Below are 24,702 nucleotides of genomic sequence, written 5' to 3'. Positions count from 1 at the left end.
ATTTCTTATTCTTTTACTTTAACAGTTACAAACGTGGGTCTACTCGCTCCGACTCCAGCGATAACGTCGCCAGCACGCATTCGTGAATTCGTTCCACCGGCTCTCTGCGTATAAAGCGCTCAATCCCCTCCATACCCAAAGCACTCTCCATTAAGGCGTGACGTTCTTTTTTGGACGTTTTGCGTTTACGAAGTCGGGATAAATTCTCAGGTGCCAGGTAATCCATCCCATAGATGATGTGCAAATATGCACGTCCTCGTACTTTAATCGCAGGCTGAATCATTTTGTTGTTATTCCAGGCGCGGAACGTTTCAGGTTTGATGACAATACCTTCGTGTCCTTCCGCTGTAATCTCATTCCACCAACGAATAACATCCGCTTCATCCGCCTCATTTGCAATTACGCGATATTCTGTCTCCATCATCATGGTCGACATGCGAGCGAACTCACGGTTTTGTTCCATGTGCCATTCATGTGTTTGCTCCAAAAATGCTCCCGTGCTATGTGCTAGTGTGTGGAACGGTGCAATTCGAATGTCCCCGATATCCTCCACATCCCAGCAGTATTTCTGGAATACATCGCGGAACGTCTCGGCATTAGCAAGTTTTCCTGCTGTCTCCTGCAACCACTCATCTACATTCCGACCTGCTGCTTCAGCTTCACGCAGTTTGTCCAGCACCGTAGAGCGATCCATCATGGAGGCTTCGGCAACGTGTGCATATTGTGAAGCAATCAGCTCACGCGCTTTTAGATTCCAAGGAACAATCTCGGCATCGAGCAGTACAAATTCCGTCTGATGACGATCAAAATAACCATCTGCGGTCAAGTCCGCATGTAACTTCGAGAGCACACTCTGCTCTGTCGAAGGATCAAAAAAGGATCGTCCCGTCCTTGTCACGATGTTCCCCAGCATGGGTCGGCCCACTCGTTGCACCGCAGCTTGCTCATCACGGAAAAGAAGTATAATGGCCCGGCTGCCCATGTGTTTCTTCTCGGCAACCATACGGGTAACTCCCTGAGAGCGATAATACTGAAATGCATCCTGTGGATGCTCCAGGTATCCCTCCACAGAACATACACCCGGCGGCGGACTCATCGTAGGCGGGATGTAGAGCAGTTCTTCCAGCGGTACAGTATAATGGGAAAACGTATCAATTGCCGTCTTCGCCATCTCACCGTGCACAGACACATCCAGTTTGGATGCTGTCTGAACCGTGAAACCCTCCTTGAACTTACGTATGTTAGGCGGAGCAAAACGCCGCTGTTCCCAGCGCTTTAATGGACTATCCGGATCTCCCGCATAATCCTGCTTCGCCGGAACACTGACTGCCTCACGTTCTGGCATTCGCCAAGCAGTGAGCATGCCACCAAAAACGACACCTTGATCAATATTGACTGTATCATTCACAATTGTAGGATATGGACGAGGATCATGTCCCCAAACAATGCATTCACCCGAATTGTGATCCACGTACCAATCCTTGCGCACCGGCCGACCTTGCTCATCCATCCCATCCACATCGCCATATCGGCAGTAATCCTGAATGCGTTTGGACTGTTTGCCGATAAAATGATCTCGAATCCCTGCGTGTGCAACAACGACTTGTCTTACCCCGTCCCGGGAAAACACCAGATGAGATGGTGCTTCAAGCAGAAATGACCTAAGCTCCGCACGTACTCGCTTCGCCGTCTCCTGACCGTGCTCCTGCTCAAACTGTCGCAACTCCATCTCTACCCGTTCGTCACCATGATTCAGCGTAACATCACGACCATCCAGATAACGTGCAATCTTCCAGCCGTGATTACTGTCAATCATGTAGGCTAGCTCGGCGGCACAATGACGTTGCCAGAACAACAGACATTTTAATGATTCTGGCCCACGGCTCGTTACGTCACCGACTGAAACCAATTTTCGTCCTTCAGGATGACGGTACAAGCCACTTTCATCCTCGTCCACATAACCGAGACGCACGATTAATTCCATCATTTCTTCGTAACAGCCGTGAATATCTCCGATGATATCTATACCTGTACCCATGTCAGTCACCAGCGGATTGGATGTGCGGACAAACGTAATCTCATCCGGCTGCTTCAGCACATAACTGGCATCAAAGCCATCCTCACGGATCGAGCGTAATGTGCGCTTGAACTGCTGCACCTGTTGTTTCACCCGTTGACGTCCACGCGGATACTCCCGCTGGGCATCACGTTCCAGCAGTTCTTTTTCCGGAATATCCAGCACAACAGCAATCACAGGCACATGAGCCTTTCTTGCCACCTGAATCAGTCGCTCCCGATCCTCTGGATACAGATGTGTCGCATCCACCCAGGTCAGCTTGTTCAGACGACAGCGGGTTGCGAGCATCGCCTCCATCGCTTCAAAGGCTTTGGCCGATACTTGCTGATACTCGGCATAGATCACATCCGCTTCACTGCGGGGACGGTGTTTCCAATCCACATACTCATCATCTCCAACCAGCATGCGGAATTGATCGGACGAGACGGCTTCCGTGCGCCGAATGACGCTTTCTTCAACGAGACGATCCAGCAACGTACTTTTGCCACTGTTGGATGGGCCGACGAGAACGACAATGCCTGCGTGGGGTAGACGAATCTCACGCTGTCTTTCCTCCGTCACACTTTTCCGATCCTGACGTTCTCTGCCTTCATCCGAGATTTCGTTTGGTCTCATTTTTCTCCTCATGATTGACTCTCCTTTCTCCGCTCAAAAATGACCAGTTGGGTAGGTTGTCCATAGCCTTCTGCATTCTCACCAATGCCCTTAATCTCGTAGCCATAGCTCCCCTGTTGCGTCCATTCCTCACACCGGATAGCCAGCTCCGCACGGGTCCACTCAAAACGGTGGTCATGGTGACGGAAGCTTTCCTGCTCCATTGCGTACACTTCGTTATATTCCTTGTTTGGCGTAGTAACTAGCAGCACTTCTGGCTGATATTCGTTCATGATTGTATCCATAATTCTGTTCAGACGGTATTCCTCAATATGCTCAATCACTTCGCACAGGATCATGACGTCCTGGTTTTGCATCTGCTCGTCAAAATAAAAAAGTGAACCGATGATCGGCTCCGGCATAGCCACCACTCCAGAACGACCCTCCAGCTTCGCGAAGCGCTCCATGGCCCGGAGCCGCGACTGACCGGAAGGTTCAACGGCCAGAATCGATTCCACACCGGGAACGAACGCCAAACGAGCGGACAGCTTGCCCTCACCCGCTCCCATATCCACAATGCTTCGTTTGACTGGCAACGCTGACACCACATCCGTAATCGCTCGATAACGCAACTCGTTTAACCGCACAGGAGTTTCTGATTGTACGCCATTGCTAACGGACTCGGACTCACGTTGATCTTGTTCTCTGTCTTCCTGATGTCCCACGTTATTCTCCTGAATAACCGTGTCTGAGGTGTGACCTGTTTCTCTCTCCTGTCCAAGAGACGCAGACAAGGCACCCTCTTGTCGCTCATACTGCCGGATCAATTCGGCAAAACGAAGCGTACGCTTCACAATGAGCTCTTTCAGTGGATGAGCATCCAGCCACCCTTCACCGTAACGTTTGATTTTATCGATCTCATCTTCACTGATGAAATAGTGTTTGTAATTATCCAGCACTGGAATCAGCAGAAAAAGCTGACGCAATGCATGTTGTACCGTGTTACGACCACGCAAGGTGATATGGCGAACTGTGCTTTTATTTTTCAGATCAAAGGAATAAGACAGCTCTCCACGTTCCATCGAAACTGCGTATCCCAATGGCGAGAATAATTCCTCCACAACCCGATCCGGCAGGTCGGATGCCACCGGTCCAAAGGTCAGTTCCAATTCGAAAGAGTGACCTACCCATTGCACATAGCCTTCCTTGGGCTTGCCATTCAGGGCCGTTCCTAACGCCCCACGTATGTAGGAGCAGAACAGGCTGCTGGTCACGAACTCACGATCATTGATATATTGCGTAATGTCATATCCATCAGGTGTGCCTCTGACCAGATCCACAGGATCAGGCTCGGCATGAATCAGCACTTCCGTTTCGTTCTCTGTAGCGGTGGTGTACACCATTCTTACACGTACGCCTTTGTCTACGCGGTCATATATATTCAGCGGGTTCTTCGCTAACAAATGGGATACAATCCCCGCGTCAGCGCCGCTTGCTTTCAAGATCAAATGCATCCGTTCTCCTCCTTTTATTCAATTAATTCTCTTTTATGATTTCCGTTGTTATCAAGCCCTAATTGTTCCCCCACACCTCTTGCAATGCCAAACGGAAAATCCGGTCCAATTCTTCAAATTGAATAATCTGCTCATTCTCCATCTGGCCAGCCAGTCGTTCAAAATGCTCCATCTTCTCGGCTAAGAAAGCCTGTATTGCTGGCAACTGCGGCTCCAGATCCAGTTCCTCGCCCGCCTTTTTCCGGCGCAGCAATTCATGAATCTCCGTATACAGCGGTGTAGTCGCAGGTACAAGTTCTTGCACCAGCTCTTCAAATGCCATCGGTGGCATCGCATCATAACGTTCAATCCAGCCACAAGCGAGCAATGGACGTAGAACATAGAAATACTTTTTGATCTTCACCTGCTCACCTTGTAAATAATCGCGGAAGTTCCCCTTTGCCATATTCAGATAATGATACATGCAGGACTTGGGCGAGAAGGTCAAAGGCGACAGTGCACGGATATGCTGTGCCACGCCATACTCTTCATCATACTGAATCGGGGATTGCAGCCACTCCAAGAGTGGCGGATTTGATTTGCGAAACAGCTTCAACGCCTTGCGCAGATCCCAACCATTGATATCGAGCTGATCACTTATTGGACGTTCGATCACATCCCTCTTATCCTCAATCGACAAGTACCATTCCAGTGGTCTTACATACAGAAAACGCACATCATAATCGCTGTCCTGGGAAGGAAATCCCCACGCTCGACTGCCCGATTCACACGCATAGATGATCCGTACCTGCTCCTCCTGTTCAATCTGCTTCAGTTGTTGTCTAATCGTATCTCTCATTTCTTCATGAACGTAGGTCATAGTCAGCCGCCTCCAAATCCCCACAATTAAATCTCCATCGCTCTCACCCGGTTCGCAAGTGTATCATATCCGGCCACAGTCTCGGCAATATACGTCAATACCGTTTCACTCCAACCGTAGATGTAAAAGGTTTTGCCATCCCGTGGCGGTACCATTGCCTGCCGATAAGGTGCTATATCCACAATAAATGCTTTCAACTCCGGATTCATCATCCGGCGATATCGCTCAAGCTCGGCATATAACGGGCTGCCTTCATTCTGCTGTTCATCGGTGATCATCATGATCTGATCCACTTTCTCTCCGATATCCCGAAGCTCGCGTACAGGCCGCCCCGTGTCTGTTCCACCTTGTGCGCGAATCCGGTGAGCTTGGGAAAGGATGCTCTCATCCATCTTGGGACGAGCATCCTCAACCATATGGTCGAATAACCAGAACAGTGCGTTACCTCTTGTTTGTTTGTAAAGCGCCAGTGCCAGCACCGAACCAATCCGTAAATAATCCCCTTGCATGGAACCGGAACGATCCAGGAAAATAGCCGTTCTTCCCGGCAGCGTTGGCAGGTTGCCAATGGATAGCTCTACCGCTTGTCGCAAAGCATCCCGCAGCTCTTCCCTCGCAATCATTTCATACGCACTGGCGAAACGGAATGGCAATATGCGCGACTTACGCAGGGCTTCTGCATCCGTTAAACGACCTGTTACGTAATCGATATTTTTCGATTTTTCAAAAACTCCCGCTCGATCCATTGCATTCAGATGGCGCAACAATGCAAAGGCTGGCATCTGGGACATCAACGCCTCCCATACCGTACGTGTCGGCTGCATGATCGATGTGACCACCGAATACGGCAGTTTACCTTTCTCGATCAGATGCATCCGGCTTGCGGGGTTGGGCGTAGCTTTCAGTTCTTCCAGCGCTTGCAACTGCGGCAGTTCCGTAAGATCCACCTCATGCCCGCGCAAATAACGAAACAAGGCTTGCTGCTTCATATCAATCGGCTTGGGGTGTGCTGTAGCGATCATATCCCCCAGACTGTATCCTCGCCCGTGTCCGTTGTATTTGATCGCCCAGTATTCGCTGATCCCGTTCAAAAAGAGACTCACCTGACGCTTCACCGCTCGGCCGCCCTGCCCCCGCCCCAATCCTCTCAGAATAGTCAGAAAATCAGCCAGATCAGCCGGTGTCTGTACCACTTGGGAGAACACCTTGGCAAACTGATCCACATCCGCTTTGGACAATAGTGCCAGACCATATAAAGGCTGTAACCGCATCAAACCTTCATTACGAGCATAGACCAGAGCCCTCGCCATAAACCCTACATCCACCTCAGCCATCTCCTGATGACTGACCATCGCGTCGTCCATCAGTTGCTGGGTATCGGTATAGAACGTATTGTTCAATGTATTGGTCATCAACATCTGTATATATTGTTCCTCCACCAATCGCTCATAGGCTCCGTAGCCCCCATGATTACGTGTCGTTGGCTGAGGTTGATTAAATAATTGTTTCGCTCTGCTCATCACTCATGACCTCCTGGTGTGAGTCTAATGGCTGTACTTTAATAATAAAATGTTCCGAGGAAAAAGGTGGGAAGGTATAATACCCGCTCTACCGCTGAGCTACACCGCCATGAACGGCGGCGATTGGATTCGAACCAACGACCTGGTCGATTAACAGTCGAAGTAACCCTCCCTGGCGCCTCGGAACCTTGATCCACAGTGCTTGTTGCTGCCCCGCTTCACATCCTCATTATGCCTCACACATCTGCACGCGAACATGGCGAAAGTATGGCGACGAATCATTTTCTGAAATTGAGTCAATCTTCACAAGTTTAAATGAAACCCGCCACTCTTCCTGCTACAATGAAGGGATAACAAGGAGTGAATGTTCATGGCAAGAGAGAGTTTTGACAAAGAAATTCAGTTCTTACGCATGTTATCCCTAACAAGCGGTGCGTATAACCGCAAACAGTACGCCGAACGGCTTGGCATATCCGTACATACCTTTGATAAAACCAATCGTCGGTTAAAAGAAATCATGCAGACCGTCGCTGATCAACGTTCAGGTGCCGAAGCAAGTCGGGAAATAGCTGACCTCGTTCGTTTCCAGTACGGAGAATCTGCAGAGCCCATGCTGCTCTTCCTCTTCCGCGCCAAGTCGATGAAAGAGACTGAAGTTCAGCGCCTTTCTGTCCTTTTGCATACCCTACAGGATACAGCCCTGACCGCAATGGAATTACTTGACGCCTGCTGTGCTGATCTGCCGGAAGATCTGGCGTTACCTGACGAGAAAACCATTCGCTCCGACCTGAAGTATTTGGAAGAGGTTGGGGTTATACGAAAAGAGCCTGGTGGCAGACCGTATCGATATGCCTTGCAACAGGATGTCCTTACCGAATTAACAGTGGAGGAACAGCTGGAGTTGTATGATTTTGTGGATATGATGGCGAACACCCAGGTTCCTTCTGTCCAAGGTTACTTGTTGCGGGATAGTCTGAAGAAAGCCATTACGGCAAGTTTTCCTCAAGAAGAAGCGACCGAACCCTATATCTATAAGTATCACTATTATTCTCGTATCCTGGACGAAGCTCATCTCTACACGCTGCTTAGTGCGATTCGTCAGCGCAAGCGTGTGCAGTTCCTATACTATTCACCGAAAAAACCATCCAGCTACAGTTCACAGAATACGAATCCACGCTTTGAACGGGAGGCAGGCGGACGATCCAACCGGATCGTGCCCCTTGAAGTGATTTATGACCATCAGTATGGTCGTTGGTATGTCATTGGATATCAGGGTCGCCGCGGCTTCGTGAAATTCCGCATGGAAGGCATAACCCAACTGGAGGAAGAGGATTCTGTAGAAGAGGAATACATGCTCGAGTTGAAGCAGCAGTGGACTGACATCAGTCGCTACAGTTGGCTGGTAGATACGGGGAATACCGTGACGGTTCAAGCTCGCTTTTTCCACCCGGAGCGTGGTCAGCGCAACTTCATTCTGGATCGGGTTCGTCTGCAAGGTCAATGGGGCAAGATCATACCCGAAACGGATCATACCTTTCTCTACGAAATCCAGGTCAACGGTACCACCGAGATCAAACCGTGGTTACGAAGTTTTGGCTCAAGCTGCGAAATCATCGCACCTCAGAGACTACGCCAGGAGATGATCAAGGAATGGAAGGAGATTGCGGGATATTATGAACCTGTTCGAGAAGATGTTCAATTACCAGATGATGACCCGACTGAATGAAACCGGACTGTTCACCTGGACCTCACAGGAACGGGCCTGGCTTCGCATGATGCTGAATCACCCTGCCGCAAGAGAAGCCCTGAGCGCTGTAACGTTGGATAAAATGCACAACATGTTAAATGGTGAGCAGGACCTGAACCTTCAGGATTACCTGACCGAAAAAGCCAAAAGTGAGGAAAACAGTGTCTCTCATCCACTCCTCAGACAGTTACGACTAATCATTCTGCATCATCAGGGATTTCGAATGACAGGCCGCGTCCGCAATGGACGCACAAGCCAGGATGAATTTGGTTTCCCGTATAAACTGGAGTATTCCATGGTCAAAAAAGAATGGTACGTGCTCTGGTACGCGCCTCGCTTCGACAAACTCATGTCTACCAAGCTGCACAGCATCGTTACCGTGGAAGCCCAACCGGTTGAGCCGGATAGCGCTTCAGGCTACAGTGCCCGAATTGCTGCGATAACAGAGAAGCGTAAAACGACCATCACCATCGAAGTATTGCCTGAGTTCAATCAGGAGCTGTCCCGAATCCTCTATGCCTTCTCCTGCTTCGAGAAACAGGTCGAGTACATGGAAACCAAGCAGACATATCGGATCGAGCTGACCGTCCCGCGGAATGAGATGGATTACGTCTTATCCAAAATGCGTTTTCTCGGTAAACGGGTTCGATTTGCTGACCACACAGTGATGCGGGAGCGAATGTCCGAAACAGCTGCCAAGGCATTGGCCCGTTATGCGGAAAAAGAGCCTGATAAACATGCCGAATACTCCAATGAAGTTCAGCACCGCCAACCCGAGGAAAAACCGCTCGCAAAAGCCGATGGTCATTGATTTCGTAAAAGTCGGTTAACCCTAGCCCTTTGCTCAAAAACAAACCCGTATACAAAAAGGTCTGGATGATCTCATCCAAACCTTTTTGCTGTGCATGAGCCTGACTAGGTCCCACCACTGCTGGCAGCTGAATTTCGTCTCTTGTTAATCGCATGCACTCCCATGACCACTGCAATTAATTCATATGTGTCCAGTTGGTCCGACTGGTTATCCAATACAAATGCCCCTGAACTAAACCAGCCGCTGGTGCGACGGAAACTTGCCACGATGCGTCCACCACTTCCACTGATATCATATTCCTGCGAGAATGCCGGAGCAGACACATCGTACGTACCGCGCGATCCGGCATCATACTCATACTTTTTGCTAAAGAAACTAAACCTCGCTCGCAATACTCCCAGATGTCTCCCATCGGCTGCAGTGATATCCCAACGATTGGTTAACATGCGGAATTTGCCGCTACAGACCAATCCCGAGTTATCGGATACATCGAGCGAAGAACCAAAAACACTTTTCAAATCCAGATGTCCTGCCTGTTCCTGATTCGGATTCATAATCTCGGTGTAACCCGCGTTAAAAAAATTATCCCTGAAGTATAGTTCCATAATACGTTCTCCTTTCCCTTACATATCCCCTTTCGTTCTCTTTAACCCAGTCTCACATCGTACACACATTATATCTATATTTACGTACAATTAATGGGGTTGGATTCAAAAATCGGATCATCACTGGATGTAAAAAAAAACGAGCAACCCTGGTTGCCCGCATCACGTTCAAGTTATCCTGTCATCAGACTTCAACTTTTTTGTTGTTCAGATAAATGGTAGCCCACACCAAGATAACTGCTACGATGACTTCAAATACAATACTCCCCCACATACCGTCCGACCATAATACGCCATTGGCTGTGATTGCAATACCTGTACTTTCTTCGGTGTAACGGAACATCTCATTTGGACTGAAGCGTCCTGTCGTAATTATATTCTCCAACCAGCCAATCAGATTAACGAGGACCAAGAATGCAACGATTCCGATCCATGGTCCAGTTCTCCAACGGAAGCTGCCTGCAATCGAGATCGAAAGGAAGATGATGACAGTCATGAATACCATAACCCAAGCAATAAACAGTAACAAACTAACATAATCCGAAACATGCAGACCCGAAAGATCAATATTGGTAACCACGTTCATTCGGAGTTTTATTGAGATATAGATGTAGGCATGAGTCGTAAATATAATAACTAATCCCAACCCGCAAAGAGCTCCAAAGATCAAAGGAGACAACACATGGGATAGGCCCGTTACGGGTAAAAGACGGCGATTATAAGAGCGGATATTGGACGTGTATGTTTTGATCATTTTCACATAAACAGCCACACCTACCCCAACATAACCCATAATGCCAAGCACAACCCCTGCGACCTCAGACATGAAAAGGGAAAGCGCCACTTGCGCAATAATCAAAATAACCAGCCCGGCCAGCAGTGTATTCCAGTTCCTTCTAAAGTCATACTTCAATAATGTCATCATTCCGCATAGACCTCCTTGAACATCTCATCCACACTTTTCCCATATTTCAGACGGAGCGTTTCCACTTCTTCCCGCATCACCAGCTGACCTTCACGAATGAAGACCACTTCATCAAAAATCCGTTCGATATCATTCACCAGATGTGTGGAAATGATCAGACTGCTGTCTTCATCATAGAATTTGACGATCGCATCCAGAATCTTGCCACGCGCAACCGGATCTACTCCGCCAATCGGTTCATCCAGTAGATACAGACGAGCCTTACGGGATAGCGCCAGTGTTAGTTGCAGTCGTTCATTCATACCCTTGGATAGATGCCGCACCCGATCACTCTCGACAAGGTTCATGAAATCGAGCATCTCCCGTGCCTTCTCCTCGTCAAAATCAGCATAGAAATCGCGGTAGTACGAAATCGCATCCCGCACTCTCATCCACTTCTCGGTTAATGGACGATCCGGCATAAATGAAACCAGTGACTTCGTCTCCAGCCCAACAGGCTTACCTGTGACTTGAATCGTTCCACTGCTCGGATGCAGCAAACCTGCAACCAGTTTCATGAGCGTACTTTTGCCACTGCCGTTGCTACCCAGCAAACCTACGATTCGGCCAGGAGCAATATCCAATGTGATATTACTGAGCGCTTTCTTACTGCCATATGTCTTGTTAATCTGGTTCAGTTCAAGAATGTTACTCATGCGTTTTTCCTCCCTTTCCTTCCGCAACGGCATCGGCTACGATCGATAAGATATCCTGCTCTTCAATCCCCAGTTCCTGCATTCCGGTCAGAAAGCGTTCCAGCAATTCACCGGCCATCTCTTTTTTGATCGTCATAATCTTCCGCTCCTCACTGGTTACATATCTGCCCAAGCCCCGTTTGGTTTCGACCACTTCTTCTCGCTCCAGTTCCTGAAATGTCCGTTGTACTGTATTGGGATTGATCTGTAATTCAGCCGCTAGTTCACGAACCGAAGGGATTTTGTCACCTGCCTGAAGTGTCCCGGTTACAATCTGTCTCTTGATGTACTGCATAATCTGCAGATATATTGGTAAGTTGTTATCAAATTCCATAGTCACAAAGCACTCGCTCCTCTCTGTACTGGTGTGTTAGTTACATAGTACACTAGTGAAATAGTGTTGTAAAGCCCATTTGTTAAAATATATATTCGCTTAATCGAAGGGCAAGCTTCCGCTATTGATATCCATACAAAAAAAAGAGCAGATCGTGAAGATCTGCTCTGCATAACATTATTAATCGTATTGTTATCTTATTCATATGCTTATCCCATAAAAAGAGCCAGCTACACGATATCTAGAGGTACTTTGCCTTTAGGTGCAGGGAATGCCTCATTCAAACGGGCGAGTTCCTCTTGTGTCAAAACGATATTCACTGCTGCTGCATTGTCTGCCACATGATTCAGCTGTACCGCTTTGGGAATCGCCAGCACATCTCCGTCCCTGATCACCCAGGCTAATGCGATCTGCGAAGTCGTAACTCCTCGATCCTGCGCAATCTCCTGAATGACGGGATGCTCCAACAATTCACTTCGAAGTCTGCCGCCCTGTGCCAGTGGACAATACGCCATAACAGGAACGCTACGTTCGCGCATCCAGGGAAGCAGATCATGTTCGATACCACGCGAAGCTGCATGGTAAAGCACCTGATTCACCATGCACTGAGACCCCTCCGGCAGACTCCATAACTCCTGCATATCCCTTGTATCCAGATTCGATACACCCCAGCGAAGGATTTTACCAGATTGCTTCAACTGCTCCAAGGCCTGAACCGTTTCTTCGAGTGGCACTCCCCCGCGCCAGTGGAGCAAATACAAATCCAGACGATCTGTACCAAGACGCGTAAGACTGCGCTCACAGGCCGTAATCATCTGCTTGCGATCCGCATGATGGGGATACACTTTGGATACGAGAAAAACTTCGTCACGATGGCCCGAGATGGCCTTTCCCGTAACAACTTCTGCCCCACCTTCTGCATACATCTCCGCCGTATCAATCACGGTCATTCCCAGTTCAATACCGGAACGCAGTGCCCGTATTTCTTCTTCTTGGCTGGATTGCTTCTCTCCCATGTTCCATGTGCCTTGCCCTATCGCAGGCAGGGCAGTTCCATCCGGAAGTAGAATCGTGCGTGTTGGATTACCATGCATCATCTATATTCCTCCATTCTGAAGACTTTTGGACATTCTGACCTCTCTAACGACGGTTATACGAATCATATATCATGTTATCACTCACATGTCTCCAGTGGTTCATCATCATGATATACAATTGATCCAGTGGCACTGTGAGGCTACTTTGGGCAACGCTGATGGTCGCATCGACCATATTGCTGTTGACCGTCATCAATTTGCGTTTCATCCCGTTCTGGCGATCCAGAAAGGCCTTCTCATCCCGTAATTTGACCCCGATCATTTTCTGTCCCATTAATTCATACATAAAAATATTCTCAACGTCTCTCCAGGCCACGGCTCCTCCTGCGGTATAAGAAGATGCATCCACAAACCCATCCTCATCGATTACAAAAGAAGGTTCCTTCTTAATCATCTTTACCAGACTGTAGCAGAAACATAGCCCAAAAAACAAAATGGATAGAAGTCCAATCACATCCGAAAGGATGGAATCATTCGTACCTGAAGAACGATCAAAAATCAAAAAAAATCCGGCTGCCACAAAAAGTGCCGCCCCTGCCGTAAGCCACGCCATTCGTTTCCGGTTTGGATATTCTACATGCTGCTCATAGGATGTGCTCAACGTGACGTTCCTCCTCCATTGCGACTGAATCATACAAGTTCTATATAAACGAATGGCTATGAACCAAATACTTAAATGTAGAACATGAATTGCATTGTACATTAAACCAAATTCACCAATGTTAAACATTGAATTAAGACCATTTTCCGTCATTTCTGCGGTTATTCAACATTAGGATTCGTCATCCTTCGAGCAAATCCTTTTAACACACCTATATGAATTGAACAAAGAATATTTACATGGGTCACTCCGATGACAGAACAACCTTCCGATCGCTGTTATCCCCAGATTTTTTGAATCCACTTTTTCAAAGTGAAAATCCGGGGAAGCCTATGCTTCCGATGCAGCTTTCTTTCAGAAAGCTTTTAGGCGAACGCTCCGCTTCTTCAGGTTATTTCTGTCCTCTACGTTACGTGCAAATATTTAATTCAATTAATATACATTGTTAAATGTCTTACTCCTCCTTCATTACACTTATTGTCCTGTTCCTTGCTTTCCGTTAATATAAATGGAAAGGTTAGGAAATTAACCAATTCTAATTCATGGTGGGAGGACAAGCAATGATGAGTCAGCGCGGCATAACATCGGAAGATCTTTATCAGATTACATGGGTTAATGATCCAACTCCGTCTCCTCAAGGCGGACAACTGGTATATGTAAGCCGGAAAACGAATGAAGCACGTGACGGTTATTGTTCTCACCTGAGACTGCTGCATTTGGGGAGTCAGAAGGACAGGCCCTTTACCTCTGGAGAGAAGGATCATTCCCCTGCCTGGTCACCCGATGGATCTCAGCTGGCCTTTTTAAGAGAGGTTAATGGGAAATCCCAAGTGTGGATTATCGCATCAGATGGCGGAGAAGCACAGCAAATCAGTCACCTGACACATGGCGTCAGCTCCTTGCTCTGGTCACCAGACGGTCATACCATACTTGTGAAATCATCCGTGGATATGAGCGGAGATGAAGAATCAGAACATACAGATCCTATAGACGATAAACCCAAACTGCTGCAAGAACATGTCGTAGACCGGATTCGCATGAAATCAGATGCCAGTGGATTATGGAACGGTCGACGTTCCCACCTTTTCGCTCTCGCACCAATCGATGCGGAAGCAATACCTGTAACTACAGGTCACTATGACGTTGGAGACTACGCTTGGTCCCCGGACGGAACATCCATCGCATGGATTGCACAGATGCCCGAAGCAGGCGAGGAACACAACGATTACACCCTGACCAATCATGTGTACCTTGCTAAGGCAGACGGGTCGAATGTGCAGCAGTTGACCCCGGAAGGATATACGTTCAGCCGACTGACATTTGCACCCGATGCACAATCCCTGGCACTGCTCGCTAGTGACCGTTCTTATGGAAATGCCACGCTTGTGAAGCTATATACCCTTCCTATATCAGGTGGTGAACCCGTATGTCTAAGCACGGATTGGGACGTACAGTTAAATCACAGCATTGTTGGTGACATGCGATCACATCTGACAACCACGGGACCTGTATTCAGTCGGGATGGTTCATCCATCTTCTGTCTCGCAACCATTCATGGTAGTGTACGCATCGCCAAATTCGCACGAGACGGCAGCAGTGCCGAGTATATATTGCCTGACGAACGGGAGATTTATCAATTTGCCGAGTTGGAAAACGGGCAGATCGTTGCTGCTGTTGCCGATACACAAAATCCTGGTGATCTCTATATGTATGAACAACCGGGAGATCCCGGGGTAGAACCGATTCAACTCACCCGCAGCAATCCACAGCTTGAGGATGAGATCCACCTTAGTACACCGGAAACCTTCTGGTTTAATTCCTCAGATGGCCTGCGTCTGCAAGGTTGGATCATGAAACCTCATGGCATGGTCGACGGGGTCAAAATCCCGACCATTCTGGAGATTCATGGCGGACCGCACATGATGTATGGTTTTACATTTATGCACGAGTTCCAGATTCTCGCTGCACAAGGCTACGCTATTGTGTATATCAATCCACGCGGGGGGCTCGGATACGGGCAGCAATTCGTAGATGCCTGTCGCGGAGATTATGGCGGTGGCGATTATCGCGATCTTATGGAGAGCGTGGATTATGCCCTATCCCAATATGAGTTTATCGATGAATCCAGATTGGGCGTAACCGGGGGCAGTTATGGTGGCTTCATGACCAACTGGATTGTTGGACACACGGACCGCTTTAAGGCCGCTGTTACCCAGCGTTCCATCTCCAACTGGTTATCCTTCTATGGCGTCAGTGACATTGGCTATTTCTTCACGGAAGATCAGATTGGCGGTAACGCGTGGGATGACACGGAAAAACTGTGGAAACATTCCCCGCTCGCTTATGTCGGCAACGTGAGTACTCCGCTGCTCATTTTGCATGGCGAACAGGATCTGCGGTGTCCAATTGAACAGGCCGAGCAATTATACATTGCGTTGAAACGGCGTAAGCAGACAACAAGGCTCGTTCGTTTCCCAGGCGCCAACCACGAGTTGTCCCGTGGAGGTCACCCTCACTTGAGGGTACGCCGTTTGGAGCATATTGCCGGATGGTTTAACGAGTACCTGTAACGGACTACTATTTAGACTATTAATTCAGAGAGTATAGAACCAGACATGGATTCAACCCTAAAAGCCGTCCAATGAAATCTGTTACGATTTCAACGGGCGGCTTTTGGCGTTACCTTTTGAATAATAGAAGGATACGGATCACTATAATTTGAACAACTCAAGCAGGATAGTATTAGGGCGTGTGATTATATTCGTCGCTTACTCTTCGCCCCATACTACGGTAACTTCATTCAGGTCCTTGTTGGTCGCAGACACAGAACCCGTGATGGTTACGGCATATTTGCCATCTTCACGACCCACGATGCTGAAGCCGTCTGCCTGTATATCCTGAGTGTTCTGACTCAAGTTTTTGGTCTGGTAATAGTCTTTGTAGGATGTTCCAACGGTTAGCAACGTTTCTTTGGTTGTGTACGTGAGCACTACTTTTTTGTTACCATCCATGATGTTCTCAATGAGACTTGTCGCCTTCGCATCCTTCGGTAATGGGAAATCTACTGGCAGATACTTGGACTTCACGCCTGCCGCCTGTGTGTTTGTACCTGTTGAGGGCGATGTCGATCCACTATTGCCTGTGGATGTGGACCCGCCAGAAGAGCTTGAAGAACCGATGCTTACTTTATTGTTTTGGGAATCATACTTCACTTCGGTCTTCAACGCATCGGCAATCGAACGAACGGGGAGATATGTACTTCCTTGATATGTAATTGGTGCAAGCTTTTTGCCCTGGTCACCTGTCGGTGTAAATTTCTGCCCGTTCACTTCGATGGCGAGCCCATGGTTCAGATAAGCTTTGATCGTCTCCAGTTGTGTACCTGCATATACACCTGCCGATCCGGTCAACACCATGCCGAACACACTCGCAGTAATCAACCACTTTTTGCTTTTCATCCTTAAACGCCTCCTGAGTTCAAATGTCAGCCTTATGCATCATACGATTCAAGACGATCGCTCGATGTACACGAAAGACTCATGTAGTTATGCTCATCTTGTATGGATACGAGCTTATTCGGATAACAGCCCGTTGTTCCACCAAATGTTAGCAATATAATAGCATCTGACAAGGGGTTGTAAATAATATATGAACAAAACAGGACCAAGGGCGTACAAAAATAGTCTTTGTTGTATGCCTGCTGTTCTCTGGCTCGTTAAGTTGTTCTTATATGAATAAAGTCCTGAATTCCGGACCATACATATGAAGCTAATCATACACGCACAACAGTTGCGAAATTAACCAATGTATTAGATAATTATTTGTCGATTTGTGGTCAAAGGACCGGAACTCAAGGGGGATTAAATACGATGAATAACAATAACAGTACATTTGATCAGTCTATTAACCGGATCTCTACCGGATCAGAAAAATGGGATGCGCTTGAGGAGATCTTCGGTGCTGCTGATGCGCTTCCGATGTGGGTGGCCGATATGGATTTTGCTGCTCCACCATCCGTCATTCAGGCCCTGCAAACACGGATGGAGCACGGGATTTTTGGTTATACAGTGCGGACTGAAGCGTATCATGCCGCTGTTGCAGACTGGATGGAACGGCGCCACAACTGGAAAATTAACGATGACTGGATTGTGTTCACTCCAGGTATTGTGCCCGCACTCAGTATTGCTGTACAACGATTCACGGGGCCGGGAGATGCAGTGGTCATCCAAACTCCAGTGTATGCGCCCTTCTATGAAGTAGTACGTGGTCAAGGTCGTGAACTGATCACCAATCCTCTGGTAGAGAATGACGGTCATTACACGATGGATCTGGAACAACTGGAATCCAGCTTGCAGACCGGTCGGGTCAAAATGCTGATTCTGTGCAGTCCTCATAACCCGGTTGGACGGGTATGGACTCGTGAGGAGCTTGAAGGGCTTACGTCACTGTGTCTGCAATACAACGTACTGATGGTTTCAGATGAAATTCATGCCGATCTTGTTCATCAGCGGGGAACTCATACACCATTGACCCTGATCTCGGACGCCGTCTCTGATCTAAGTATCATCTGTACGGCTCCAAGCAAAACGTTCAATATTCCTGGCCTCTGCACATCCAACATCATTATCCCCAACGCCAAGTTACGAGAATCGTTCGCGCAGGGTGTAAAAACGATGGGACTTGCCAGTATCAGCACACTGGGTGCTGTTGCAACTGAAGCTGCTTACAACGGAGCTGAGGAATGGCTGGATGAGTGCCTTGCCTATATCCGTGGAAATATGGAGTATGTACAGCAATATGTCGCGGAACACATGCCTCAGATTAAAATGCATCTGCCCGAAGCGACCTATCTGTTATGGATGGATTTCCGGGAGCTGAATATCCCACATGCACAACTATGCAACATGCTTCTTCATGAAGCAGGGCTTGCTTTCAATGACGGGAGCTTCTTTGGAACGGAGGGTACAGGGTTCATGCGTATTAATGTAGCCTGTCCACGTTCTACGGTTGAAGAGGCGATGCGCAGATTATCTGTGTTGTTAAGCAATGTGTCGGGCAAATAAGCTGTCAATTACATCTATGTATGTTTCGAACAAAACGTGTACTGTTCATTAAATGGTGAATATCTGTAAAATGGAAAAAGGGGTGCCCCGTAGTCAAGTCCATGACTCACATTCATGGTCAATGACTTCACAAGGGGTGCCCTTTTGTATTCAATCATTTTATTTATTCAAAACTAATTAAAACTACAGTGACATCGACATCGGCATCGGTGTAATTCTGTCGCATAACCTGTTCAGCAAATCCCGATCATGGCTTATGATCAGTAATCCCAGATCACGCTGGCGAGCCACTTCCATCACGGTATGCCAGATCTGTGCCTGAGTGATCGCATCCAGCATCGTGGTCATTTCATCTGCAATCACATAACGTGTCGATGTACCGAGTGCTCGCGCCACACAGAATCGTTGCAGTTCCCCACCGGATAATTCACCCGGTCTGCGGTCCAGCCAAGCTTGCTGAATCCCCAAAGCTTCGAGCAACTGCTCATCCTGCACAGCCGCCTCCTGAAGTACACGCCGCATCCGCCAGCGTGGATTCACAGCTTTCTCCGGATGCTGGAATACCAGCTGAACCGGACATACTCCTGTACGAGGGAGTGGTTCACCATCCAGTAATACTTGTCCTGCCACGGGTTCGGCATATCCTGCAAGGATGCGCCCAAGGCTTGTTTTCCCACAGCCACTCGGTCCCCACAACCCAACGACTTCGCCTTGTTGCACCTGCATGTTCATCTGCTGAAACACCCACGATTTCTGATCGTGACGATAACTTACTTCCTGTGCTTCAAGTGACATGGAGACACCTCACTTCTCCGCCTCGTATCTGACGAAGCGGAGGACGTTCGCGGGTACATGCAACGGTTGCTGAGCTACATCGGGGAACAAATGAACATCCTGTGATGATCTCTTGACCCGCTAACGGCTGGGAGCCTGGGAGTGGCTGAAATCCATTTTGCGGCAACGCATTCCAGAGGGCTTTCGTATACGGATGGCGCAGTCGTTCTCCATTCCCCGTAAAATCATCCACCTGCGCTGTCTCTACATTGGCACCCGCATAAAATACAGCGATGCGATCAGCAGCCGTCAGGGCAGTCGTGACATCATGGGTAATCCATAGAATGCCTACGCCTTGATTCGCAAGCTCACGAAATTGCCTCATCGTCTCGACCAGCACTTCGGGATGGATACCCGGTGTGGGCTCATCGGCAATGATCAGCTTCGGCTGGCCTGATGTCGCTGTAGCCATCAACACCCGTCTTGCCATACCTCCGGACAACTCAAACGGGTATTTCCCGGCTGTTCCTTGAGGAAGATGATAACGATCCGTCAGCTCCTGCTCTGTCTTTTTCAAGTGGGTTTGATTCATGAATCTACGCTTCCTTTCCAAATCTCGAGTTATCGGCTGAACTTGCCTCCCCACCTTCATCAGCGGGTCCAAATAACTGACGGATTGCGGGATTAACATCAGTTCATCACCACGCAGATGAAGCTGCCGCTCTGGAGTCAAAGGCTCACCATTATAGCTCATTCTACCTTCCAACTTGGCATTGGCAGGCAGAATGCCCATAATGGCCTGCGCAAGTACACTTTTACCCGATCCGCTTGCGCCTACTACAGCCACGATCTCACCCTCGTTTATGGAAAGATCCAGATTCTGAATGACATCAATCTGTTCGTGTCCAAACCAACCACGAGCGCGCCGAAATGACACCGATACCCCCTCAATATCAAGAAGAGCCATATTTACCTCACCTCCCTTGAACTACCTGTACCCGTCAACGTCTTCAGACTGTTGCCCAACACATCAAACGCACGAACAACCAGCAATAATGCCAGTCCCGGGAAAAAGGCGAGCCACCACATGCCAGCAGATAAATATCTCATCGACTCTGACAAAATAATGCCAATTGCCGGTTGCTGCGGGGACAACCCCAGCCCCAGAAACGTAATGGCTGCCTCATGCAGAATCGCATGGGGAAAGATTAACAGTACGCCCACAAACAGTTGTGGGACCAGATGTGGCAGCATATGCTGCACCGCAATCTGTAACCGCGATTGACCCAACTTATGTGAAATCTGAATATATTCTGCGGATTTCAGTTGAATCATCTCCGCTCTTACAATCCGAGCCAGATTTGGCCAGTGAGTCAGCGCAATCGCTGCCGCCACTCCTGCCAAACCTCCACCGAATACAAAGGCCAGCATAACCAGCGATACCAGATGAGGTACACTCAGGAACAGGTCGATAATCCATGAGATTACCCGGTCAGCAGCCTTGCTTGAAGCGGCAGCCAAACCTAATAGCATTGCGATCAATCCACCACCACATGCAGCAAGTAATCCCACTTGAATGCTGGTTGCCAAACCTTTTAATGTACGCATGAACATATCTCTTCCAAGCCAATCCGTGCCAAATGGATGCGCCCAGGTTGGAGCCAAATTCCGATCCATTAATGAAGTCAGCGTAGAACCAGCCGGAAGCAGCCTGCCCGTCAACCACACAACGGCAATCCAAATCACCGCAAGGCTTCCCCAGATCACCGCTCTTTGGCGAGGATTGCGGGAATATTGATTGCTGGCGGCCATGTACCGTACCTCTTGATTCGCAGTTTTCACTTTCTGTACTCGGGCTTTCTCTGCCGTCTGTTCGGAGGAGCGTTCTAGCGTCTGCTTCATGACATCAGCTCCTCCTTCATCCGTGGATCAATCATACGATACAGAATGTCGGCAATCATATTACCCGTAAAAACAAAAATCGCACTGCACATCACAAGTCCAAGCAGCAGTGGAACATCACCGCGTAACCCTGCCTGAACCGTTGCCTGACCCAGGCCGGGGTATGAAAATACCTGTTCTGCAAGCACAGCCCCACCGAACAGTTCACTGAACGAAGCAAACTGCAGCGTGATGGCTGGCAAAACAACATGTCTGAACCCATGCCGACGGAACAGCTGAAATCCACGCTCACCCCGCGCTCTTGCAAACAGAATATAATCCGACTCCAGCACATCCGTAAGCTTCTGCCGGGTATGCAAAGCGATGGAAGCTACTCCGGTCAGACTGAGAGTCAACGCTGGCAGAATCATATGAATAGCCCGATCGCCCCAGGTCACCTGATCAGCCGACATCCCTGCGGGTACCCCAAGACCAACTGGAAGCCATCCGAGCCACACCCCAAATACCATTAGCAGCAACAGCGCAATCCAGAATACCGGCGTGGAGGCCAGCGTGTAACAATACCAGCAGATCAGGCGATCCAGCCTTGAATCCCTTCTCATGGCAGCAACCACACCAAGAGTGAATCCGAAGATACCAGATAGTAGCCAGGCTACAGCCATAAGCGCGACAGAATTCATGAATCGTTCCTGGATAATATCCGCTACAGGCTGTCTGTAGATCATTGATGTTCCCAAATCTCCCTGAATAAGTGCTTGTCCCCAGGTAAGCAATCGTTCCATTGGAGATTCATTCAATCCCCAACGTTCTTCGATAAGACTGCGCTGTTCGGCGCTTACCCTGATCATGTCTCCACCAATGTAGGCTTCAATCGGGTCCACAGGAGAGAATTGCATTAATAGAAAAGACAACACACTGACTCCAACCAATAGAGATACGAGTCGCAACACTTTATAACCAACAAATCTGGCCCATCCATTCCTGCCCGTCATCCAATCTCTCCCCAATTCAGGCTAAAGCTACCGCTATGCTTCTTATTTCGTGCTGTTATCCCAGGACCATTCCTCCAGATTGGTTGTCACCGGCCAGCCGTGACCATGGGGATGGATCTGCTGCTTACCAATGTTCAGGCCATTCGTAACCAGATACAGATGATCTATGTTCACAAGCCACGCCCATGGCGCATCACCCTGATAACTGAAACCTGTTGTTCCATCCCATTCCGCTTTCTGCCAGAACGGTAATGCCTCTTCTTCACTTGTTGCATGAAGGGCTTTCTCCATCCAAGAATCCACGACAGGATTGCTATACAGCCCCACATTATAATATCCTTCTCCTTTGTGAGTACTACTATAGAGGTTATACGTCTCCAGCGGATCATGACTGCCCCAACCAAATAATACAGCGTTGGAGTATGCCATCTTTTTCGTCTCTTCACGGCTTTTGCCTTCAACATTGATTTTAATTCCAGCCTGGGCAACCATATCCGCAGCAGCCAGTGCCAAAGATTGTCTTGTTAAATCACCTGCAAAATAAAGCAGATTGAACTCGGCCTTTACTCCGTTTTTCTCGACGATACCGTCACCATCCGCATCTACCCAGCCACCAGCGGCCAGAATCTGCTTCGCTTCTTCGAGATTGGCATCTGTAAATACAGCTTCCGCATTACTCCAAGGCAGATCATCACTAGCGGAATAGGCTGGACGACCGTACCCTTCCAGTACACCCTCAACCAAAGCCTTACGATCAATCACAACATTCACCGCTTGGCGAATGGCCAGATCGGATGTCACATCATTTCCTGCGGGAAGACCATCTTCCGACTTGGCACCAGCAGGTTGCATGGGGAACATGATGCCACGGTTATCTACGGTTTTCACGGCCTCCAATGTCATGCCATTCACCTGTTGTTTGCTAAACGCTGCCGGGATCGCAGCGATATCCACCGTACCTGCCTGTGCAGCGGCGTAGGCTGCATCTTCATCCAGATAGAGGAAGGTGAGTTTGTGGAATGCAGACTTGTTACCGTAATATTCTTCATTGGCTTCCACGATGGCCTGTTGTCCTTTGTCCCACTGAACCAGCTTGTACGGTCCTGATCCGACCGGGTGTTCTGCATAATCAGCGCCATAGGCGTGTTCAGGTACAATGCCAAGTGTCGTCAGCAGACTGATGAATGTAGACTGTGGCGATTTCAGTGTGAATAAGACCGTGCTATCATCAGGTGCCTGTACATCAGCCATATTGGTCAGATCAATCACGGACCCACTCTTGGCAGCTGTTTCAAACGTAAATTTTACATCCTCAGCCGTCAGGGGTTCCCCATCAGAGAATTTCACATCGTTCCGAAGTGTGACCGTCCAGGTCAGCCCATCTTCACTAACTGAGTATTCAGTAGCCAGATCGTTAACCAGTTGAAGTTTGGCATCTCTCTTTAGCAAAGTACTCTGGAAAAGTGGTGAACCATACTGCCCCCATCCGGTTGTCGGATCAAACCCGCCTTCCGGCTCGGTGCCAACGGCCAGCACCAATTCGTCTTTGGTTGAGTTTGTTCCTGACTGTCCATTCTCTAATGACGAAGCTGTTGGCGCTGTGCCCTGTGCACAACCAGATAAACCAATGGAACATACAAGCAAAATGCCTAATCCTGTTCTACCTTTTCGTTTTCCCCATCTCCATGAAAATCTGCCCATTCTGGTCGTTCCCCCTCTAAATATGTGCTGCACTCCCTTTTTTCGTGTTACTTTTTAGAGAAATTGTAGCACAAAACACAAATCGTATGTCAATAAAGTTAACTTCAAAATCCAAATATTTTCATATATTCGAATTAATCATTGAAAACCCATATAAACCAGCAACTGTATCGCTTTATAAAGTTAGGTATTATAACAAACAATAAAAAAACAGACAGTTGGCATCTAACCAAAGGTCTGTTTTTAGATTCGCTATATTTTCATAGAAATTAACTCACACTTCATTTCATCTTAATCGGCAGAACGATGATGATGATGACTGTGACCATGCTGACTCGCACTGTGATTGTGATCCTGACTTTGATTCGGATTGTCATCCTGATCATGACTCTGAGCATAAGCCAGTTTGTTGAGTTCATCCACATAAGTCACAGAAAGCTCAGCATACAATACACCTTTTTGTACCTGGATCTGTTGATGCAGGTGACGCAAGCGTCCCAAGTTACCCCGTACCGCAATTACTTCCAGGCATTGGTCATGGTTCAGATGTACATGCATATTGGAAATGATGTCATGATGCGCCTCGTGCTGCAGCTCCATCAAACGAATGGGAAGATCGCTGATATGGTGATCGTAGACCATCACAATGGTGCCTGCCACATCCTGGTCGGATTGTAATGCAGAAGGTTGCAGTAATGTTTTGCGAACAAGATCACGGAAAGCCTCAGATCGGTTTTTGTATCCCTGTTCCTCAATATACTGGTCAAACTGCTCAATCAGAGGTGTAGGAAACGCCACCCCGAACCGGGTCAAATCTTCTTTGTCTGCCATGCTTCTCCTCCTGCGCCCTCA

General features: G+C 48.3%; 21 protein-coding genes. 4 read left to right on the top strand and 17 right to left on the bottom strand.

Annotation, left to right across the window (positions count from 1 at the left end; translation table 11 throughout):
* Positions 1–25: 25 nt before the first annotated feature.
* From F0220_RS05770 to F0220_RS05755, 4 genes are all read right to left on the bottom strand, one after another.
* Complete coding sequence (locus tag F0220_RS05770) at positions 26–2,638, bottom strand: polynucleotide kinase-phosphatase (RefSeq protein ID WP_181155542.1); 2,613 nt, start codon at positions 2,636–2,638, stop codon at positions 26–28.
* Between the two features lie 62 nt (positions 2,639–2,700).
* On the bottom strand, positions 2,701–4,185 hold the full coding sequence (locus tag F0220_RS05765; RefSeq protein WP_105600852.1) for a 3' terminal RNA ribose 2'-O-methyltransferase Hen1: 1,485 nt from the start codon (positions 4,183–4,185) through the stop codon (positions 2,701–2,703).
* A 58-nt stretch (positions 4,186–4,243) separates the two neighbouring features.
* On the bottom strand, positions 4,244–5,044 hold the full coding sequence (locus F0220_RS05760; protein ID WP_091015654.1) for a nucleotidyltransferase domain-containing protein: 801 nt from the start codon (positions 5,042–5,044) through the stop codon (positions 4,244–4,246).
* Between the two features lie 26 nt (positions 5,045–5,070).
* Complete coding sequence (locus F0220_RS05755; RefSeq protein ID WP_105600853.1) at positions 5,071–6,564, bottom strand: TROVE domain-containing protein; 1,494 nt, start codon at positions 6,562–6,564, stop codon at positions 5,071–5,073.
* A gap of 370 nt (positions 6,565–6,934) precedes the next feature.
* Here F0220_RS05755 and F0220_RS05750 point away from each other — a divergent pair, with 370 nt between their 5' ends.
* Both F0220_RS05750 and F0220_RS05745 read left to right on the top strand, forming a co-directional pair.
* A complete protein-coding gene (locus F0220_RS05750) occupies positions 6,935–8,290 on the top strand; it encodes a helix-turn-helix transcriptional regulator (RefSeq protein ID WP_091015657.1) in 1,356 nt (451 codons plus the stop codon).
* Complete coding sequence (locus F0220_RS05745; protein WP_091015659.1) at positions 8,238–9,122, top strand: WYL domain-containing protein; 885 nt, start codon at positions 8,238–8,240, stop codon at positions 9,120–9,122. The genes F0220_RS05750 and F0220_RS05745 overlap by 53 nt, the downstream gene beginning before the upstream one ends.
* Positions 9,123–9,226: 104 nt before the next feature.
* On the opposite strand, the gene F0220_RS05740 is transcribed toward F0220_RS05745, so the two are convergent.
* The 6 genes from F0220_RS05740 to F0220_RS05715 all read right to left on the bottom strand — a co-directional run bounded on the left by F0220_RS05740 (position 9,227) and on the right by F0220_RS05715 (position 13,418).
* The gene (locus F0220_RS05740) at positions 9,227–9,727 is read right to left on the bottom strand and encodes an LURP-one-related/scramblase family protein (RefSeq protein ID WP_091015661.1); all 501 of its coding nucleotides are present in this window, start codon (positions 9,725–9,727) and stop codon (positions 9,227–9,229) included.
* A gap of 184 nt (positions 9,728–9,911) precedes the next feature.
* Positions 9,912–10,652 (bottom strand): hypothetical protein, encoded by a 741-nt coding sequence (locus tag F0220_RS05735; RefSeq protein WP_105600855.1) that lies wholly within the window; start codon positions 10,650–10,652, stop codon positions 9,912–9,914.
* Positions 10,649–11,347 (bottom strand): ABC transporter ATP-binding protein, encoded by a 699-nt coding sequence (locus tag F0220_RS05730; RefSeq protein WP_091015664.1) that lies wholly within the window; start codon positions 11,345–11,347, stop codon positions 10,649–10,651. Before F0220_RS05730 ends, F0220_RS05735 begins: the two co-directional genes overlap by 4 nt.
* A complete protein-coding gene (locus tag F0220_RS05725; RefSeq protein WP_091015665.1) occupies positions 11,340–11,726 on the bottom strand; it encodes a GntR family transcriptional regulator in 387 nt (128 codons plus the stop codon). Before F0220_RS05725 ends, F0220_RS05730 begins: the two co-directional genes overlap by 8 nt.
* Positions 11,727–11,950: 224 nt before the next feature.
* On the bottom strand, positions 11,951–12,814 hold the full coding sequence (locus tag F0220_RS05720) for an aldo/keto reductase (protein ID WP_373419833.1): 864 nt from the start codon (positions 12,812–12,814) through the stop codon (positions 11,951–11,953).
* Positions 12,815–12,860: 46 nt separating this feature from the next.
* Complete coding sequence (locus F0220_RS05715; protein ID WP_105600857.1) at positions 12,861–13,418, bottom strand: STM3941 family protein; 558 nt, start codon at positions 13,416–13,418, stop codon at positions 12,861–12,863.
* A 560-nt stretch (positions 13,419–13,978) separates the two neighbouring features.
* Between F0220_RS05715 and F0220_RS05710 the strand changes: the two genes are divergently transcribed.
* Entirely contained in the window at positions 13,979–15,988 is a 2,010-nt protein-coding gene (locus F0220_RS05710; RefSeq protein WP_105600858.1) for a S9 family peptidase, read from the top strand.
* Between the two features lie 198 nt (positions 15,989–16,186).
* On the opposite strand, the gene F0220_RS05705 is transcribed toward F0220_RS05710, so the two are convergent.
* The gene (locus F0220_RS05705; RefSeq protein WP_105600860.1) at positions 16,187–16,876 is read right to left on the bottom strand and encodes a stalk domain-containing protein; all 690 of its coding nucleotides are present in this window, start codon (positions 16,874–16,876) and stop codon (positions 16,187–16,189) included.
* 411 nt (positions 16,877–17,287) lie between these two features.
* Between F0220_RS05705 and F0220_RS05700 the strand changes: the two genes are divergently transcribed.
* The gene (locus tag F0220_RS05700; protein WP_091015674.1) at positions 17,288–18,481 is read left to right on the top strand and encodes a MalY/PatB family protein; all 1,194 of its coding nucleotides are present in this window, start codon (positions 17,288–17,290) and stop codon (positions 18,479–18,481) included.
* A gap of 183 nt (positions 18,482–18,664) precedes the next feature.
* Here F0220_RS05700 and F0220_RS05695 read toward each other — a convergent pair whose 3' ends face one another.
* From F0220_RS05695 to nikR, 6 genes are all read right to left on the bottom strand, one after another.
* Complete coding sequence (locus F0220_RS05695) at positions 18,665–19,276, bottom strand: ABC transporter ATP-binding protein (protein ID WP_091015676.1); 612 nt, start codon at positions 19,274–19,276, stop codon at positions 18,665–18,667.
* Positions 19,266–20,222, bottom strand: coding sequence for an oligopeptide/dipeptide ABC transporter ATP-binding protein (locus F0220_RS05690; protein WP_091015678.1), 957 nt, complete (start codon positions 20,220–20,222; stop codon positions 19,266–19,268). Before F0220_RS05690 ends, F0220_RS05695 begins: the two co-directional genes overlap by 11 nt.
* A 2-nt stretch (positions 20,223–20,224) precedes the next feature.
* On the bottom strand, positions 20,225–21,157 hold the full coding sequence (locus tag F0220_RS05685; RefSeq protein ID WP_188310525.1) for an ABC transporter permease: 933 nt from the start codon (positions 21,155–21,157) through the stop codon (positions 20,225–20,227).
* Entirely contained in the window at positions 21,154–22,149 is a 996-nt protein-coding gene (locus F0220_RS05680) for an ABC transporter permease (protein WP_105600862.1), read from the bottom strand. The genes F0220_RS05685 and F0220_RS05680 overlap by 4 nt, the downstream gene beginning before the upstream one ends.
* 42 nt (positions 22,150–22,191) lie before the next feature.
* Complete coding sequence (locus F0220_RS05675) at positions 22,192–23,850, bottom strand: ABC transporter substrate-binding protein (RefSeq protein WP_105600863.1); 1,659 nt, start codon at positions 23,848–23,850, stop codon at positions 22,192–22,194.
* Between the two features lie 291 nt (positions 23,851–24,141).
* Positions 24,142–24,681, bottom strand: coding sequence for a nickel-responsive transcriptional regulator NikR (gene nikR, locus F0220_RS05670; protein WP_105600865.1), 540 nt, complete (start codon positions 24,679–24,681; stop codon positions 24,142–24,144).
* Positions 24,682–24,702 lie beyond the last annotated feature (21 nt).

This window comes from Paenibacillus sp. 37 (assembly GCF_008386395.1).
Taxonomy (GTDB): domain Bacteria; phylum Bacillota; class Bacilli; order Paenibacillales; family Paenibacillaceae; genus Paenibacillus; species Paenibacillus amylolyticus_B.
This window is presented reverse-complemented; position numbering and strand designations above follow the sequence as displayed.

Bases quoted from the DNA above. Each gene is read 5' to 3' on its own strand.
- nikR (WP_105600865.1), bottom strand. From the start codon at position 24,681: ATGGCAGACAAAGAAGATTTGACCCGGTTCGGGGTGGCGTTTCCTACA.
- F0220_RS05765 (WP_105600852.1), bottom strand. From the start codon at position 4,185: ATGCATTTGATCTTGAAAGCAAGCGGCGCTGACGCGGGGATTGTATCC.
- F0220_RS05760 (WP_091015654.1), bottom strand. From the start codon at position 5,044: ATGACCTACGTTCATGAAGAAATGAGAGATACGATTAGACAACAACTG.
- F0220_RS05720 (WP_373419833.1), bottom strand. From the start codon at position 12,814: ATGCATGGTAATCCAACACGCACGATTCTACTTCCGGATGGAACTGCC.
- F0220_RS05730 (WP_091015664.1), bottom strand. From the start codon at position 11,347: ATGAGTAACATTCTTGAACTGAACCAGATTAACAAGACATATGGCAGT.
- F0220_RS05695 (WP_091015676.1), bottom strand. From the start codon at position 19,276: ATGTCACTTGAAGCACAGGAAGTAAGTTATCGTCACGATCAGAAATCG.
- F0220_RS05740 (WP_091015661.1), bottom strand. From the start codon at position 9,727: ATGGAACTATACTTCAGGGATAATTTTTTTAACGCGGGTTACACCGAG.
- F0220_RS05700 (WP_091015674.1), top strand. From the start codon at position 17,288: ATGAATAACAATAACAGTACATTTGATCAGTCTATTAACCGGATCTCT.
- F0220_RS05755 (WP_105600853.1), bottom strand. From the start codon at position 6,564: ATGAGCAGAGCGAAACAATTATTTAATCAACCTCAGCCAACGACACGT.
- F0220_RS05680 (WP_105600862.1), bottom strand. From the start codon at position 22,149: ATGACGGGCAGGAATGGATGGGCCAGATTTGTTGGTTATAAAGTGTTG.
- F0220_RS05710 (WP_105600858.1), top strand. From the start codon at position 13,979: ATGATGAGTCAGCGCGGCATAACATCGGAAGATCTTTATCAGATTACA.
- F0220_RS05735 (WP_105600855.1), bottom strand. From the start codon at position 10,652: ATGATGACATTATTGAAGTATGACTTTAGAAGGAACTGGAATACACTG.
- F0220_RS05705 (WP_105600860.1), bottom strand. From the start codon at position 16,876: ATGAAAAGCAAAAAGTGGTTGATTACTGCGAGTGTGTTCGGCATGGTG.
- F0220_RS05690 (WP_091015678.1), bottom strand. From the start codon at position 20,222: ATGGCTCTTCTTGATATTGAGGGGGTATCGGTGTCATTTCGGCGCGCT.
- F0220_RS05750 (WP_091015657.1), top strand. From the start codon at position 6,935: ATGGCAAGAGAGAGTTTTGACAAAGAAATTCAGTTCTTACGCATGTTA.
- F0220_RS05685 (WP_188310525.1), bottom strand. From the start codon at position 21,157: ATGAAGCAGACGCTAGAACGCTCCTCCGAACAGACGGCAGAGAAAGCC.
- F0220_RS05675 (WP_105600863.1), bottom strand. From the start codon at position 23,850: ATGGGCAGATTTTCATGGAGATGGGGAAAACGAAAAGGTAGAACAGGA.
- F0220_RS05745 (WP_091015659.1), top strand. From the start codon at position 8,238: ATGAACCTGTTCGAGAAGATGTTCAATTACCAGATGATGACCCGACTG.